The 15,433-nt window shown below is 35.1% G+C and carries 15 protein-coding genes; 2 read left to right on the top strand and 13 right to left on the bottom strand.

Annotated elements, in window-relative coordinates; all coding sequences use genetic code 11:
- Positions 1-3: 3 nt before the first annotated feature.
- The 4 genes from EV142_RS01415 to tamL all read right to left on the bottom strand — a co-directional run bounded on the left by EV142_RS01415 (position 4) and on the right by tamL (position 6,527).
- Positions 4-1,752: a hypothetical protein gene (locus tag EV142_RS01415; protein WP_132032005.1), complete on the bottom strand. Its 1,749-nt coding sequence runs from the start codon at positions 1,750-1,752 to the stop codon at positions 4-6.
- 163 nt (positions 1,753-1,915) lie between these two features.
- A complete protein-coding gene (accD, locus tag EV142_RS01410; protein WP_132032003.1) occupies positions 1,916-2,770 on the bottom strand; it encodes an acetyl-CoA carboxylase, carboxyltransferase subunit beta in 855 nt (284 codons plus the stop codon).
- Between the two features lie 74 nt (positions 2,771-2,844).
- Complete coding sequence (gene fbaA, locus EV142_RS01405; RefSeq protein WP_132032001.1) at positions 2,845-3,912, bottom strand: class II fructose-bisphosphate aldolase; 1,068 nt, start codon at positions 3,910-3,912, stop codon at positions 2,845-2,847.
- Positions 3,913-3,971: 59 nt separating this feature from the next.
- Positions 3,972-6,527, bottom strand: coding sequence for a translocation and assembly module lipoprotein TamL (tamL, locus tag EV142_RS01400; protein ID WP_132031999.1), 2,556 nt, complete (start codon positions 6,525-6,527; stop codon positions 3,972-3,974).
- A 37-nt stretch (positions 6,528-6,564) separates the two neighbouring features.
- On the opposite strand from tamL, the gene EV142_RS01395 reads away from it, so the two are divergent.
- Positions 6,565-7,293, top strand: coding sequence for a TrmH family RNA methyltransferase (locus EV142_RS01395; RefSeq protein WP_132031997.1), 729 nt, complete (start codon positions 6,565-6,567; stop codon positions 7,291-7,293).
- Positions 7,294-7,302: 9 nt separating this feature from the next.
- Here EV142_RS01395 and porT read toward each other — a convergent pair whose 3' ends face one another.
- The 5 genes from porT to EV142_RS01370 all read right to left on the bottom strand — a co-directional run bounded on the left by porT (position 7,303) and on the right by EV142_RS01370 (position 11,248).
- Complete coding sequence (gene porT / locus EV142_RS01390; RefSeq protein WP_132031995.1) at positions 7,303-8,013, bottom strand: type IX secretion/gliding motility protein PorT/SprT; 711 nt, start codon at positions 8,011-8,013, stop codon at positions 7,303-7,305.
- A 1-nt stretch (position 8,014) separates the two neighbouring features.
- Positions 8,015-8,746 (bottom strand): bifunctional demethylmenaquinone methyltransferase/2-methoxy-6-polyprenyl-1,4-benzoquinol methylase UbiE, encoded by a 732-nt coding sequence (gene ubiE, locus EV142_RS01385; protein ID WP_132031993.1) that lies wholly within the window; start codon positions 8,744-8,746, stop codon positions 8,015-8,017.
- A 661-nt stretch (positions 8,747-9,407) separates the two neighbouring features.
- Positions 9,408-10,181 (bottom strand): hypothetical protein, encoded by a 774-nt coding sequence (locus tag EV142_RS01380; RefSeq protein ID WP_132031991.1) that lies wholly within the window; start codon positions 10,179-10,181, stop codon positions 9,408-9,410.
- Between the two features lie 201 nt (positions 10,182-10,382).
- The gene (locus tag EV142_RS01375) at positions 10,383-10,865 is read right to left on the bottom strand and encodes a dihydrofolate reductase (RefSeq protein WP_132031989.1); all 483 of its coding nucleotides are present in this window, start codon (positions 10,863-10,865) and stop codon (positions 10,383-10,385) included.
- Positions 10,866-10,876: 11 nt separating this feature from the next.
- Positions 10,877-11,248 (bottom strand): 2TM domain-containing protein, encoded by a 372-nt coding sequence (locus tag EV142_RS01370; protein ID WP_132031987.1) that lies wholly within the window; start codon positions 11,246-11,248, stop codon positions 10,877-10,879.
- Positions 11,249-11,492: 244 nt separating this feature from the next.
- Between EV142_RS01370 and EV142_RS01365 the strand changes: the two genes are divergently transcribed.
- On the top strand, positions 11,493-11,789 hold the full coding sequence (locus EV142_RS01365; protein WP_132031985.1) for an isoamylase early set domain-containing protein: 297 nt from the start codon (positions 11,493-11,495) through the stop codon (positions 11,787-11,789).
- 29 nt (positions 11,790-11,818) lie between these two features.
- Here the strand turns inward: EV142_RS01365 and EV142_RS01360 are convergent, their stop codons facing one another.
- The 4 genes from EV142_RS01360 to EV142_RS01345 form a co-directional block, all read right to left on the bottom strand.
- Positions 11,819-12,670: a thymidylate synthase gene (locus tag EV142_RS01360; RefSeq protein WP_132031983.1), complete on the bottom strand. Its 852-nt coding sequence runs from the start codon at positions 12,668-12,670 to the stop codon at positions 11,819-11,821.
- 115 nt (positions 12,671-12,785) lie between these two features.
- Positions 12,786-13,409, bottom strand: coding sequence for a bifunctional nuclease family protein (locus EV142_RS01355; protein ID WP_127337866.1), 624 nt, complete (start codon positions 13,407-13,409; stop codon positions 12,786-12,788).
- A gap of 165 nt (positions 13,410-13,574) precedes the next feature.
- Positions 13,575-14,543, bottom strand: coding sequence for an electron transfer flavoprotein subunit alpha/FixB family protein (locus tag EV142_RS01350; protein ID WP_132031981.1), 969 nt, complete (start codon positions 14,541-14,543; stop codon positions 13,575-13,577).
- Positions 14,544-14,617: 74 nt separating this feature from the next.
- Entirely contained in the window at positions 14,618-15,364 is a 747-nt protein-coding gene (locus tag EV142_RS01345; RefSeq protein ID WP_132031979.1) for an electron transfer flavoprotein subunit beta/FixA family protein, read from the bottom strand.
- Positions 15,365-15,433: the final 69 nt, after the last annotated feature.

Here is a 15,433-nt window from a genome sequence, read left to right as displayed (position 1 = left end):
TTATTATTTATCTAATTCATTATGGCCGTATTCAATATATTTTGTTAATAATTTCCATTGATCTGATCCTGTAGGGAAATTATTTTTGAAATAAACTGTTTTTTCTAATCCTTTTAGACTTAAAAATTTATAATATTCACTCCAAATCCATGGGGTTGATGTCAAAGGAGTTTGAGTAGGATGCATTGTAATTTGTGTATCTAAAACATTTCTGCCGGCTGTTGTCGTAACTAAATCTCTTATTTGTGAAAGTATCTTTTGCATTGTGGGTATCATTTTTTCCGCCATGAAATTATGTTGCTCATCGGTTGTTGGGTAAATTTTATCTATAACCGTTTCAATATCCATACCGATTGTAGAATTTTTAGATTTGACAAAAAGAAACGCATGAATGCATTCGTGCAAAATGGTTTTAGCATTTTTAATTCTGATTTGACTGAAATCTGTCCCTTTGTTGAAAATTTTCTTATTTATTTTTATTATATAATTATCTGTGCCAGCTATTTTGGAAGTATTTGCGTTTACTTCTTTTTTAGTTGGATCATCATTTTCATAAACTTTTTCTGCAATTTCAAATTTCACATTAAATCGCTTACTTTCCGCAAACATATCAATAAATAGTTTTTTAAATTCCGGAGATTTCGTCAAAGCATCATAAACTTCAAGAAACTTTTTCCCTTCAGTAGTCGCGTTTGTAATAGCCAGTATATCAATATTCATCGGTGAATTTACAGAGGCGGTAAAATTAATCTTTAAACCGGGATTCGCTACCATCGCCGCTATTATTTGCGTCGTAAGCGCTTTCGCCGCAGCATTAGTATTCTGATCCAGGTAATTTTTTACTTCCGTAGCAATATTATCATTGTTGAACAAAAAGGTTAATTGTTCAAAATTAAGTGTATTTCCTAATAATACGTTGATGTCATTGGCCAGTATCGGCACCTCACAATCTACAGACTGACAGGAAGGAGGTAAAGAAATTCCGGTATCTACCGGGGCACCGCCACCGCTTCCCGGTGTGCTGCTGCGACCGCCTCCGGCACCACTTTGGTCTCCGCCTGTGCCACCTCCTGCTACACCTTCTCCGCAAGAATCGGTTAGGTAGGCTACAACCTGATACGTCGAGTACGGCAGAGAACCTTTGCCCTCGCAGTTAGCTGCTTCAGAAGCTCCGGAATGGTTCCCGCTGTAACACTTATGCGCGGTTTCGATTACCATATATTCATAGGTGTTTTCACAGGCAGATTTTGAAGTCAGGTTGTTAAACGAAAAGGTTTCGCTGTTTACGGCTTTAAACCCTGTTACTTTAAAGTTTTTATGCTCACTGGCGATCCCGTCAGGAAAGAAATAGGTGATGATGTAGGCTTTGTATTCTTCCTCGTTAAAGCCTTTTGTCAGGATTAGATTTTCAATTGTGTTGCTGGCAGGGGAATAATTGTTTCGCTCGATGTAAAACGTAAACGACTCTTTGGCTTTTTCCTCGTTTTTTACATAGGTAAGCCTGTCTGTAAAGATTTTAAAATCTAAAGCCTGAACGGTTCTTTTGGAGATTGTTTTTTGAGTACCTGAATTCGTTATCGCATTAAAAAGCGATTCTTTCGATTTAAGAAACTCATAATTTTTATGAAGCATTAATATACTTTTCTTATCGGAGTTTTCTATTATTTCTGACTCGCTGCTGCAGCCTGAAAGACTTAATACAATGGCAAATACCACTGTTTTAATAAACGGGATGAAGTTTTTGGTTGGCATATAGTTAGTTTTATAAATTACAAATTAGGCTTTATAGGGGTATATAGGTGGCTAATTTATAAAAAAAAAGCTACAAATAAAATGTAGCTTTAATTTTTTTTACAAAAAAGAAACCCGACAGTTTTAAGGCTGTCGGGTTGGGTATTTTAGAAGTTTTTAGAAACTATCTGATGTTATTATTTTGAATTAAATCGATATACAAGTTGATCTTATCCTTTAAATCTTTTCTTGGCGTAATAAAGTCAAGGAAACCGTGTTCTAAAAGAAACTCGGCGGTTTGAAAACCTTCCGGTAAATCTTTTCCTGTAGTATCACGAACCACACGCGGACCTGCAAAACCAATTAAAGCACCCGGCTCAGAAATATTAATATCTCCCAACATGGCGTAAGAGGCAGTAGTTCCTCCCGTTGTAGGATCTGTACATAAAGAGATATACGGTAATCCTGCTTCTGCAAGCTGTGCCAGTTTTACAGAGGTTTTAGCCAACTGCATTAACGAATAAGCCGCTTCCATCATACGGGCTCCTCCTGATTTTGAAATCATGACAAAAGGCAAATTGTTTTTGATCGCGTGATTAATTCCTCTTGCGATTTTCTCCCCTACAACAGCTCCCATAGATCCACCAATAAAGGCGAAATCCATACAGCAGATTACCAGTTCTTTTCCTTTAGATTTTCCCACTCCGGTACGCACAGCGTCTTTAAGATGGGTTTTCTCCATTACATCTTTCAGCCTTTCTGCATATTTTTTTGTATCCACAAAATGCAGGGGATCTTTAGAAGTCATGTTTTTATCTAATTCAACAAACTCATTGTTGTCAAATAAAATCTCAAAGTAGGTTGCGCTTCCAATTCTAACGTGAAAATCATCTTCAGGACTAACAAATAAGTTTCTTGCTAATTCGTCAGCATCAATAATTTTTCCGGTCGGAGATTTGTACCACAATCCTTTCGGAACGTCCATCTTATCTTCAGTAGCGGTCGTAATCCCTTTTTCCTGTCTTTTAAACCAAGCCATATTTATTGTTTTTGTTGTTTCAGGTTTAAAGTTTAAAGTTGCGAAACCTGAAACCTGAAACTTTAAACTTTTACTTATAGTGTATTCACATTGTTTAAGTCTGCAAAAGCCTGCTCCAATCTTGTATTGAATGTTACTTCGCTTTCACGTACCCATCTTCTTGGGTCATAATATTTTTTGTTAGGAGCTTCAGCACCTTCCGGGTTACCGATTTGTGTTTTTAAATAGTCAATGTTTTTAACCATATAATCACGAATTCCTTCTGTATATGCAAATTGTAAATCAGTATCAATATTCATTTTGATTACTCCGTAGCTAATTCCTTCTCTGATTTCTTCCAATGTAGAACCTGAACCTCCGTGGAAAACGAAATCTACCGGATTATGACCCGTGTTGAATTTGTTCTGAACGAAATCCTGAGAATTTTTTAAGATTTTCGGAGTCAATTTTACGTTTCCTGGTTTGTAAACCCCGTGAACGTTACCAAAAGCTGCTGCAATTGTAAATTTAGGGCTTATTTTAGATAATTCTTCGTAAGCATAAGCTACTTCTTCCGGTTGTGTATATAATTTTGAGCTGTCAACATCAGAGTTGTCAACGCCATCTTCTTCTCCACCTGTAATTCCAAGCTCGATTTCCAATGTCATTCCCATTTTGCTCATTCTTGCCAAATATTCTTTACAGATCTCGATGTTTTCTTCGATTGGCTCCTCAGACAAATCGATCATGTGAGAACTGAATAATGGTTTTCCTGTTTCTGCAAAATGTTTTTCAGAAGCATCTAATAAACCATCAATCCAAGGCAATAATTTTTTGGCACAGTGGTCAGTGTGTAAAATTACAGTTGCTCCGTAAGCTTCTGCCAAAGTATGAATATGTTTTGCTCCTGCGATTCCACCAGCGATAGCTGATTTTTCACCTGCATTAGATAAACCTTTACCAGCGTTAAATTGTGCTCCACCGTTTGAAAATTGAATGATAACCGGTGCATTAAGTTTCGCTGCAGTTTCAAGAACTCCATTAATAGTACTTGATCCCGTAACATTTACTGCCGGAAGTGCAAATCCTTTTTCTTTCGCATAATTAAAAATCTCCTGAACCTGATCTCCTGTAGCTACTCCTGGTTTGATATTGTGTGCCATTGTAATTTTTTTATAGTTGTTTTTAGTTTTTAGGTTGCAAAAATAAGAATTAATTAGCATTAGAACGGATAATTTATTCCAAAATTTAAAACCGAGTGACCAAAATTGTATTCTCTGAACCAACGATTTCCTTCGTCATGCGCCGGATTATAGGTCTTGAAGCCTAAATCTAAACGAATAACAAAGAAGCTTAAATCGTAACGTAATCCAAATCCGGAACCCAAAGCAATTTCAGCTAAATCGTTTACGCCAGAGAATTTTGCTTTCTCATCGATGACATTATCGAGCACATTCCAGATATTTCCGGCATCTGCAAAGATAGCTCCTTTTACATCTCCAAATACCTTAAATCGAAATTCGGCACTAAGTGCAATTTTCATATTGGCCTCATTAAAGTCGTTGGAAGCATTGGTAGTTCCGGGACCTAATGAATACGGCTGCCAGGCACGATTATCATTTGAACCTCCGGAATAATAACTTCGGGAGAACGGAATATAATCTGAATTTCCAAATGGAATCGCGATTCCGAAAAAGCTCCTTACGGCTATTACTTTTTCTTTTCCAAAATCCCAGTGCTTGATGTAATCAAATTCGGTTTTTATATATTCTGAATATTCTAAGTTGAATATTTCGTAATTACCACTGATGTTTTTTGGCAACTTAGCAATGTTTGAAACCGCTGTCAGTAAGGTACCTGCAGATTCTATTTTTGTTTTAAACTGATAAAAAGTATTGTCCGCCAGATCTTTTTTGGTTGTTTTGGTGAACGTATAACTGGTGGCCAGAATAAAATCATTCTCGGTCAGACGAACTCTTCGTTCTTCAATACTTTCAACTTGTTTGTAGTCCGGACTGCCGGGTGTTAGCAAAGTTCGTCCATTTATAACATCATCGGTGAAACCTGCGGTTCCTTTTGTGATGATCAGATTATTACTGGTGTCCAGATTTTCAGCTTTTGTGTTGTAAGTGCTGGCGATATTATTCAGTTCGTTATACGAAGAAGTATACACATTGAAGTAATTGTCCGGATTTAAGTTGCGTACAAATTGAGCATTCAGCAATTCGAGTTTGGCAGTGTTGCTTCGCTTTGGAGACCAATTGTAAGCAAGTCCTCCCGTGAAATTTTCTTTATCAAGACCAATGTTCCTTTGTTTAGAGAAACCGGCAGAGATACTTGTGGAGGGAATCATTCTTTTCGGAATAATTTTTTCGGTTCCGAAAGGCAATAAGATTCTCGGAAAATTTAATTTCATATCCAGACCATATTCTGAAACATTAAAGAAATTATTGTTCGGATTGGCCATGTCTTTTGAGGATCCAATATTTACGCGCGCGGAAATCTCTAAAGTTTCAGCCCTGTTAAAAACGTTACGGATAGTCTCGGAAACACTGGCTCCGATTCCAAAATCCTGAATATTGGAATGGGTAAAATCTAAAGTCGCACCGAAACTGTATTTTTTTCTGGGAGTTAAAAAAACATTCGCAATCAGCGATTCTCCCAATGGGTCGCGTTTGTCCACTTCATATTGTATCGACGGATAATTAAAAATCTTCAGATTGTTTAAGTATCGTGTCGAAAGCGTTGTTCTGGTGTCTGAAAACGTACTTCCTTTTGAAATAAAAACAGCATCTGTAATGGCGCGCGGTTTGTATTTTAATTTTTTATAACTGTACAGGTTAAAGTTGTTGTACGTCGTACTGTCTTTGATCGGAGTTTTTGAATTGGCCGGTGAATAATCTGTATAGATGTTTACATCACTTATTTTATATATTTTAAAGGGCTCTGTTCTGCTGGAATCTCTTTCCTGGATATTATTGTTGTTGATGATTAAATTAACGTCAGCTTTGTTTTTTTTACCAATCGTATCAATGTCATAAGTTACATAGGTAGGCTGGAAGAAATACGCACCGTGATTTCTGAAATAAGTAGTGATACGGTTTTTCTCATCCTCAAAATCCGAAGTTTTATATTGACTTCCCGATTTCAATAAGGAAGGTTCTTTATTGGTTTTATATAACGAATCTAAGGCCGGAGTCATAATACTTGTTCTGATGGAATCCAGAAGAAAAGCCGGGCCTGTGGTGATATTATAATTGACTTTAGCTTTTTTGCGCCCTACGCTGTCAATATTATAATCGGTTTTTACATTAAAATAACCATTGTTGAAATAGTAAAATTTCAAACGCAGCAAAGATTTTTTTGTTTTTGTCGTATCAATAATAACCGGTGGTTCTCCGGTACTTTTCAAAAATTCGTGAATTCCTTTGTATAAAAAAGACTGTCCAAGACGGTCGACTTGTTTTGCAGATAATATTTTTGCCTGTCGCTCATATAAGCCCGGATTGTTTTTAAATTTTGCCTGATACGTAGAATCCGGATTTAAGTTGGCTAAGTTGTATAAATTCAGACGTAATTTGTATCCCAGTAAAGTACCATTTGGTTTTTGGTACATTTGGTTGGAAGCAGTTTCATCATTGGTAGACTTTCCATTTACAAGAATAGTGTTTTTAGTAAGAAGGCTTTTTCCGTCCGGAACTCTTTTTACAGCATTACAAGCGCAAATAAGTATTGCTATTAGAATAAATGCTAGTATTTTTGTGGAATTCTTTTTCAAGTGATATTAAATATTTAATTCAAAAGTACATTATTTTATGGTTAGTAAAAACCAAATCAAGCTTATATCCGGTTTACATCAAAAAAAGCAACGCTTAGCAAATCAATTATTTTTTGCCGAAGGGGTAAAAGTAATTCAGGAACTCTTGCAATCCAACTTTGAATTAGAACATTTATACACCACACAAAATGATTTTGAGGCCGTTCAGCCTTCAAAACGTACGCTTATTAATGAGCAGGAACTTAAAAAGATAAGTGCTTTAGCAACTCCGAATTCGTGTTTAGCGGTTTTCAAAATGCCTTCTGAAAATAAAATTACCGATACCGGTTTAATTCTGGCGCTGGACGACATTCGTGATCCCGGAAATTTAGGGACCATATTACGTCTTTGCGACTGGTTTGGTATTAAGCAGATTATCTGCTCTAAAGAAACCGTTGATATTTACAATCCGAAAGTAGTACAAGCTACGATGGGTTCTATCACCAGGGTAAATGTAAATTATGTCGATATGAAAACGTTTATCACGCAAACAAAGTTGCCTGTTTTTGGAACTTTTATGGACGGAGAAAACATTTATCAATCCAATTTGCCACAAGACGGGATCATTATCATGGGTAATGAAGCCAATGGTATTTCTGAAGAGATTGAAAAAACGGTTACAAGCCGACTCACAATTCCAAGATTCGGTGAACTGCAAAAAACGGAAAGTTTAAACGTAGCCACCGCAACAGCAATTATTCTTAGTGAATTTAAACGAAATAGTTAGGGTTTTGTTTTAATGAAAAGTAAAATTTATTAAAATCGCTCTCGATTTCATGGAATCAATGTTATCCGTCCATGGACTTGGGCCATTAGCCGGATTATCCCTGATTAATTCGTCAGTGATACCAAACATTCCTCTGATAGAAGGAGAGAAAATAAAATACTCTGAGAAAATATCAATTCCAAAACCAAGTTCATAAGCCGCAGTCCAGGGTTTTACCCTAAATTTCTGATCATGATTATCATCTACAGATTTTGAATTACTCGAAAGGTTTAATGTAGTTGACATCCCTCCCACTAAATAGGGGCGAATATTTCCGGTACGTAAAGCAGAAAATTTCAGTAATAGAGGAAAGTGAATGTAGGTACTGCTTACCTCTCGCAAATAATCAGCCTGCTTTTCAAGCGGATAATATAAATCACGTTTTGTATAATACAAACCAGGTTCAAAACGCAGGTTGATATATTCCTGCAATCTTAAATCGGCTACAACCCCAACATTAAAACCGGTTGTTTTTTTTACCTGAATATCCTGCTGTACCTTGTTTTTGTAATCAAATTTAAAGTCGAAACTATTAAAACCTAAATAATAACCAAAATACAGGCGTTGTTTTTGCCAGTTTTCGAGATTAATAATAGGGTCTTTGCTAAACATATTTTTAGCAAATTGCGAATATCCTTTTGTCGTTAAGACTAATAAAATTAAGATTACTGTTTTTTTCATACTATTTTTTAGAAGCAGAATAAATGGTTGCAACTCCAAAAGTTTGAGGCATAGCCACAACATCTATAAACCCAATTTTTCGTAAAATATTGTTCAGGGCCTCTCCATACGGAAAAGCAGCAGCAGATTCGGACAAATATCCGTAAGCTGAATTATCTTTTGAAAACAGTTTTCCTATTAATGGAAGTATATTTTTGGTGTAAAAACGATATCCTTGTTTGTAAGGTGTTTTGTCCGGAACCGAAGTTTCAAGAATTACAAATACACCGTTTGGTTTCAAAACCCTTAAGATTTCACCAAAACCTTTTTCAAGGGTTTCAAAGTTCCGAACTCCAAAACTAACGGTTATGGCATCAAAATAATTATCTTCAAAAGGGATGTTTTCAGAATCGCCTAAAACCAACTCAATAACATTCGATAATTTTTTTTCGTCTACTTTCTTTTTTCCAACTTCAAGCATTCCTGCCGAAATATCCAGACCAATAATTTTTTCTGCATTCGTCTGTGCCATTAAAATAGCTAAATCGCCGGTTCCTGTTGCAATATCAAGTATAATTTTTGGTTTTGTGTCAGAAACTATTTTCAATACCTTTTTTCTCCACTTAATATCAATACCAAATGAAATTACACGGTTTAAATTATCATAGTTCCCGGAAATCGTGTCAAACATCTGGGCAACTTGTTCTTTTTTGCCTAATGTAGAGTTTTTATACGGAGTTATTTTTTCAGACATTTTTTTTATTTACGCAAATATAATACAAATCTTCTTTAACTGTAATTCAGTTTTTTAATTTGTAAATCAAATGTTTTTACAAACAGCTATTTTTTGCTGAAGATTCTTTTTTTGACCCATCCCTAAAAGGGGGTATTTTAAAAAAATCACGGTAAGTGGGTATTGTATATGTAGGATTTTATAGTCAATTTTGTCATATGATAATGTTTAAGATTTTTACGGATTGCTGGTGATTAGTGACTTAAACCGAATGAATGCCTCTGCGCTGGCTGTAGTTTGTTCTTGTAGTAGTTTTTTAAATATTGTTTTGGTTGACAATATTCAATTTTAAAGCGCAATACGTTCTTAGGATTAATTTGTTTTTGGAAATTTTAATTTTCTAGCCTTTAACGCCTTCGTGGTATTTGGTAGTAAAGGCTTTTTTGAGATTTGCTCTCAGAAAATAATAATAATGTTATAACAATCCCGTCAGGTAATTGTTGTTCCTATCCAATGCTACTCTTGAAAAGTCCAAAACCAGAAATCAATTTTTGCCAAAAACATCCTCAATTGAGGATGTTTTTTTTATTTCTTAATGTAAGTGGAGCTTGTAATTGGTGTTTTATCTTAAATTTATGAAATGAGGTTTCTGTGAAAATTCTAATTCATTTTAATGATTTAATTAATAGAAATATTTTATTGTTTGTGTAGTATCAGAGGCTCCGTCACTCTTTGAGGTTTTCATTTCTGTTGCGTAACCGTTTGCGTCATATGTAAAAGCATAAGTTGATATGATAGATGTGGAATTGTTGTCTGAAAATGTTACAATAGTTTGTTTAACTAAATTATTAATAGAAGTTGAACTGTAATCTAGTAATAGTTTCAGTCCTAGGATATTTTTATTAAAAGAATTTTTAGAATCATATTCGCTTATTGTTAAGCCTTCAGGACTATTATAATAGAAACTTTCAGTTTTTATTAAATTACCATCTTTAAAAGTGTATTTTCCTGTACTACCCTCTTCTTCTTCTGATCCTGTTGATACTTGAATGAGATATTTTTTGTAAGATATCGTACCGTCCTGATTATGAGTGTATTTTATTTTTAAATTTTTACTAGAAGGGGATTTATATAAAACTGATTCTAGCTTTCCGCTAGAGTAACTATAGTCTCTAGTTGTAGTTATCATTCCTTTAGTATTAATGTCTTCTATTTTTGTGATTAGATCTCCAGTATATGTGTAATTTGATTTGTTTCCATTTGAGTCACTAAAGCTTACGATTCTATTTCCATTGTAAATATTTTCTCCCGTGTAAATCGTCTTACCATCTTTAGTAATAACATATTTTAGTAATAAGGGTATATGTGCTTGATTAAGTGAATCAGTATCATTGTCGCTGGAACAAGATGTTAATATTGCTATAATTGCACTTAATAAATAAAGTAATTTTTTCATGATATTTTTTAGTTTTTAATCGGAGGCTAAATTAAATAATTCCGCAAAGGAACCAAGTAGCTAAAACAAAAAGATAGAATACTTGTGAAAAATATGTTTATGAGATAAAATTAAACGATACCAAAGAAAATGAGCAGCTAAATTTAAATTTTGAAAAATGAGTATTCTAAATGATATTTTATTAAAAACTTTAAAAGGAAATTATTTTCTAATGTAAGTTTCATAGGTATAATCGTATTGATGTTTTTCATCTTTGAGATTCGTCTCAGCCTCCACCAACTGCCATTCGTTTTTGTTGATTTTCGGAAAAAATGTATCAGCCTCAAAAGTATGATGTACTTTGGTTATTTCAATGATGTCGGCATATGGGAGACCTAAATTATAAATTTCACCTCCGCCAATAATATAGGAATCTTCCTCTGCAGGGCATGCCGCAAGTGCTTTTTCAATACTGTCCACAACAATGCAGCCTTCCGGATTATAATCTTTTTGACGGGTTATAATCACGTGGGTCCGGTTTGGTAAGGGTTTTGGGAAACTTTCAAAAGTCTTTCTTCCCATTATAATATAATGGTTTGTAGTTAATGCTTTGAATCTCCTGAAGTCATTTGGCAAATGCCAGACCAATTCATTGTTTTTTCCAAGGGCATTGTTTTCGGCAACGGCTGCTATCATTATAATCATGGTATGCTGAACTAAATTTTATTTTCGGTATTCTCTTCTATTCTTGATTCTAATTGGCTTATCCTTTTTTGCTGCAAGGCAACAAGTCGGTCAATTTGCTCTCTTTCCCAGTTTTTATTCATAAATCTATCCGTAATATAAACTTTTATAAAATGAAGGATAAAAATAAAAAACCATATTGTGATCGCCCAGATACACCAATTTTGAGTAGTGTCGGTAACGGTAACGCTGTTGGTGTTAGTAGTACCAAATCCAAAAAATCGATTCGCAATAAATAAAAATAAACTGCCTAAAAGAAACAGCACAAAATGAAAATACAATATTTTCTTTTGTCTGATCCTCCTTCTGGCATATTCATATTGCTCGTGCACTTCTTTTTCCATAAGATTTCAAAAATAATGAGATTATAAAGTTAGAATTTATTTTGAAAGCACAATATTTTGAGCACAGAATATTTGCTTTTAAATGCGCTAAGAATCTGAAATTCAAAATTTAAGCGGGAATTAATTATGAATGCGGCTAAAAATAGTTGTGCTTTTTGCTATTATCACAAATCGTTTATCCGAGTGTAGAATCTTCCTGTTAATTTGCGTAATTTAGTTCTATCAATCTAAAAATTAAATGGTTATGGCTTTAAAAAAACAATTTGTGAAAACGAAACCAGTTTGTAAAGTTACGTTTTCAATAGATGCTAAAGATGCCAGTGCGGCAGCTGTAGTTGGAGACTTTAACAACTGGAACGCTCAGGAAGGAACTTTAAGTAAGTTGAAAAACGGAACTTTTAAAGCGACCTATGACCTGGTTAAAGATGCGATTTACGAGTTTAAATACGTAATTGACGGAACTTATGTGAATGAACCGGAAGCCGATTCCTATAAATGGAATGATTTTGCCGGAAGTGAAAATAGTGTATTGGTAGTATAAAAAAATCCGCCTTAAAGCGGATTTTATATTTATACAGCAACACTTCCTTTTATACCAGCGTGTGGCTCATAATCTAAAAGTGTAAAATCATTATAATCGAAATCAAAAATGTTTTTAATCTCCGGATTTAAAATCATTTTTGGTAATGGTTTTGGTTCACGGGTCAATTGTAATTCTAATTGCTCAAAATGGTTGTTGTAAATATGTGCATCTCCAAAAGTGTGAATGAATTCACCGTATTCCAAATCGCAAACCTGTGCAATCATAATGGTTAAAAGCGCATAAGAAGCAATGTTGAATGGAACTCCCAAAAAGATATCAGCACTTCGTTGGTACAACTGGCACGATAATTTTCCTTTTGTTTCCCCTTTTTCCGTATCAGGACTCGTCACGTAAAACTGAAAAAAGGCATGGCAGGGAGGCAATGCGGCTTTGTTGTTGGCTACATTTTCTTCAAATGATTTTTTGGTATCCGGTAAAACCGAAGGGTTCCATGCAGAAACGAGCATTCTCCTGCTGTTCGGATTTGTTTTTAATTCTGTTATTAATTCAGAAATCTGGTCGATTTCCTCGCTGTTCCAGTTACGCCACTGATGTCCGTAAACAGGTCCCAGATCTCCGTTTGAATCTGCCCACGCATCCCAGATTTTCACTCCGTTTTCCTGAAGATAAGCAATATTGGTATCTCCTTTTAAAAACCAAAGCAATTCGTAGATTATGGATTTTAAGTGTAATTTTTTGGTTGTAACCATTGGGAAACCTTCACTTAAATCAAAACGCATCTGGTATCCAAAAACACTCTTTGTTCCTGTTCCTGTGCGGTCTCCTTTTTGACAACCGTTTTCTAAAACATGTTGTACCAAGTCTAAGTATTGCTTCATGATTGCTTTAAGCTTTGGGCTTTAAGCTTTAGGGTTTTTCCTAATGCTTGCAGCTTGTTTTTAATATTTTGTGCTTTAGCTTATAGCGTAAAGCTCATGGCTTTCAGCCTTAAAATTATCTTTTTGAGATCTCGTCTCTGATTTTCGCTGCTTTTTCATAGTCTTCCTGAGAGACTGCCTGATCTAAAAGATCGTTTAGTTCCTGTAAGCTGTGTTTTGCGTAGACATCGCCGGACTGATTACTTTCTTCTTCACGTCCGAAAGTCTCCGGATTTGATAGTACATCATCTATTTCCTGCGCTCCCTGATCCGTCTCTGCAGAATTTGATTTTAAATAAATTCCCGCTTTATCCAAAATGTTTTTATAGGTAAAAATAGGAGCATTAAAACGCAACGCTAAAGCAATAGCGTCAGAGGTTCTGGCATCGATGATTTCTTCGATTTTATCCCTTTCACAAATTAAACTGGAATAAAAAACACCATCGACCAGTTTGTGGATGATAACCTGTTTTACAACAATGTCAAATCTTTCCGCGAAATTTTTAAATAAATCGTGTGTTAACGGGCGGGGCGGTTTTATTTCTTTTTCTAAGGCGATAGCAATCGACTGGGCTTCAAAAGCACCAATAACAATCGGAAGTTTTCTTTCGCCGTCAACTTCATTCAAAATAAGGGCATAAGCGCCATTTTGAGTTTGACTGTATGAAATTCCTTTTATGGATAGTTTTACTAGACTCATATATGTGGGTAAAAAAGGGCAATTAATGCCTCATTTTAATACTTTTTTTGATTGGAAAATAAAGGTGCAATTTTAATCAAAAAATATGGAACAAAAAAGCTACCTAAAACAAAGATACGATTATCTTATTTTTAGGCAGCTATATTTTTACAGAGAATTTTATTTCTAAGAATGTTGTGCTTTAAAGGCTTTTAATTTCTCAATTAATTGCGGTACAATTTCAAAAGCATCTCCAACAACTCCATAATCGGCAACTTTAAAGAAAGGTGCTTCAGGATCACTGTTGATTACTACTTTTACTTTTGAAGAGTTAATACCCGCAATATGCTGGATCGCTCCTGAGATTCCGATTGCAATGTAAAGATTGGTTGCCACTGGCTTTCCTGTTTGTCCAACGTGCTCGCTGTGAGGTCTCCATCCTAAATCGGAAACCGGTTTAGAGCAGGCAGTTGCAGCGCCTAAAACAGCCGCTAAATCTTCTACCAATCCCCAGTTTTCCGGACCTTTTAGTCCACGTCCGCCGGAAACTACTACATCAGCATCAGCGATAGAAACTTTTCCGGATACTTTTTCTACAGATTCTACTTTTACACCAAAGTCGTTATCACCGATTGCAGGGTTAAAATCTTCTTCGGTTGCAGATCCTGCACTTTCAAAAATTCCGTAAGAGTTTTTAGCAAGACCAAGAACTTTTACATCCGTATCGATTTGTGTAATATTGAACGCTTTGTTGGAGAAAGCATTTCTCTTTACCTGAAAGGGTGAAGTGCTTACCGGTAAACCAACCACATTTGAAGCAAAACCAGCTTCCAATGATACGGCTACTAACGAAGAAAGGTAGATGCTGTCTGTTGTAGACGAAAGTAAAACTACTTTTGTTCCTTCTTTCTGAGCTGCTTGTTTGATTACATCAGCGTAAGCTTTAGCCGTAAAACCAGCTAACTTATCGTTGTTTACTTTTAGAACTTTATCAACTCCGTATTTTGATAATTCGCTTACGTCGTTGGTATTTATAGTTAAAGCTGTAACAGTTGTTCCAAGTGATTCGGCTACTTTTTTAGCGTAAGAAGCTAATTCAAAAGCAACTTTTTTAAATTTTCCTTCTGCAGATTCTGCGTATATTAATATTGACATGATTTTTTTGTTTAAAAGTTTGAAGTTTAAGTTTTCAGGTTCTAAGACTGAAAACTGCGACTGAAAACTGATTACTAGATTACTTTCGCTTCGTTGTGTAATAAATTAACTAACTCATCTAAATTATCAGGAGAAACTAATTTTACGGCTGATTTAGGAGCTGGTTTTTCAAATTTTACTGCTTTTGTATTTAGAGGAGCATCAACCGGCTCAAGAATAGTAAGCGCTTTTGTTCTTGCGGTCATAATTCCTCTCATGTTCGGAATACGTAAATCTTTTTCTTCAACAAGACCTTTCTGACCTCCGATAATCAAAGGTAAAGTAGTGCTTACTGTTTCTTTTCCACCATCAATTTCACGAACCGCTTTTACGTTATTTCCGTCAACAGTTACACTGGTGCAAGAGTTTAAAAAGTTAGAACCTAAAATTCCTGCAATCATTCCCGGAACCATTCCGCCATTATAATCTAAAGATTCTTTTCCTGCAATTACTAAATCGTAACCACCGGTTTTAATTACTTCAGCCAATTGTTTTGCAACAAAAAAACCATCAGTTGGATTTCCATTTACGCGAATAGCTTCATTTGCACCAATTGCAAGTGCTTTACGTAAAGTTGGCTCTGTATCAGGACCTCCAACATTTACTACGGTTACAGTAGCACCTTGTTGCTCCTGGAACCAGATGGCACGTGTTAAACCAAACTCGTCATTAGGATTAATTACATATTGTACACCATTCGTATCGAATTCTGAATCACCATTTGAGAAGTTAATTTTTGAAGTAGTATCAGGCACATGGCTGATGCAAACTAATATTTTCATAAGTATATATTTTATATTTATAATATTCTTTTACAAATTTAGAAATTAAAATCGGAATAATATACTATG

The organism is Flavobacterium circumlabens, assembly GCF_004345565.1.
Taxonomy (GTDB): Bacteria; Bacteroidota; Bacteroidia; order Flavobacteriales; family Flavobacteriaceae; genus Flavobacterium; species Flavobacterium circumlabens.
The sequence above is the reverse complement of the archived record's forward strand: the minus strand, read 5'-3'. Positions and strand labels throughout refer to the sequence as shown.

Excerpts from the sequence above, each read along its gene's own strand:
- fbaA (WP_132032001.1), bottom strand. The coding sequence starts at position 3,912 with ATGGCACACAATATCAAACCAGGAGTAGCTACAGGAGATCAGGTTCAG.
- EV142_RS01365 (WP_132031985.1), top strand. The coding sequence starts at position 11,493 with ATGGCTTTAAAAAAACAATTTGTGAAAACGAAACCAGTTTGTAAAGTT.
- EV142_RS01360 (WP_132031983.1), bottom strand. The coding sequence starts at position 12,670 with ATGAAGCAATACTTAGACTTGGTACAACATGTTTTAGAAAACGGTTGT.
- EV142_RS01370 (WP_132031987.1), bottom strand. The coding sequence starts at position 11,248 with ATGGAAAAAGAAGTGCACGAGCAATATGAATATGCCAGAAGGAGGATC.
- porT (WP_132031995.1), bottom strand. The coding sequence starts at position 8,013 with ATGAAAAAAACAGTAATCTTAATTTTATTAGTCTTAACGACAAAAGGA.
- ubiE (WP_132031993.1), bottom strand. The coding sequence starts at position 8,746 with ATGTCTGAAAAAATAACTCCGTATAAAAACTCTACATTAGGCAAAAAA.
- EV142_RS01380 (WP_132031991.1), bottom strand. The coding sequence starts at position 10,181 with ATGAAAAAATTACTTTATTTATTAAGTGCAATTATAGCAATATTAACA.
- EV142_RS01345 (WP_132031979.1), bottom strand. The coding sequence starts at position 15,364 with ATGAAAATATTAGTTTGCATCAGCCATGTGCCTGATACTACTTCAAAA.
- EV142_RS01395 (WP_132031997.1), top strand. The coding sequence starts at position 6,565 with ATGGTTAGTAAAAACCAAATCAAGCTTATATCCGGTTTACATCAAAAA.
- EV142_RS01375 (WP_132031989.1), bottom strand. The coding sequence starts at position 10,865 with ATGATTATAATGATAGCAGCCGTTGCCGAAAACAATGCCCTTGGAAAA.
- EV142_RS01350 (WP_132031981.1), bottom strand. The coding sequence starts at position 14,543 with ATGTCAATATTAATATACGCAGAATCTGCAGAAGGAAAATTTAAAAAA.
- accD (WP_132032003.1), bottom strand. The coding sequence starts at position 2,770 with ATGGCTTGGTTTAAAAGACAGGAAAAAGGGATTACGACCGCTACTGAA.
- EV142_RS01415 (WP_132032005.1), bottom strand. The coding sequence starts at position 1,752 with ATGCCAACCAAAAACTTCATCCCGTTTATTAAAACAGTGGTATTTGCC.
- EV142_RS01355 (WP_127337866.1), bottom strand. The coding sequence starts at position 13,409 with ATGAGTCTAGTAAAACTATCCATAAAAGGAATTTCATACAGTCAAACT.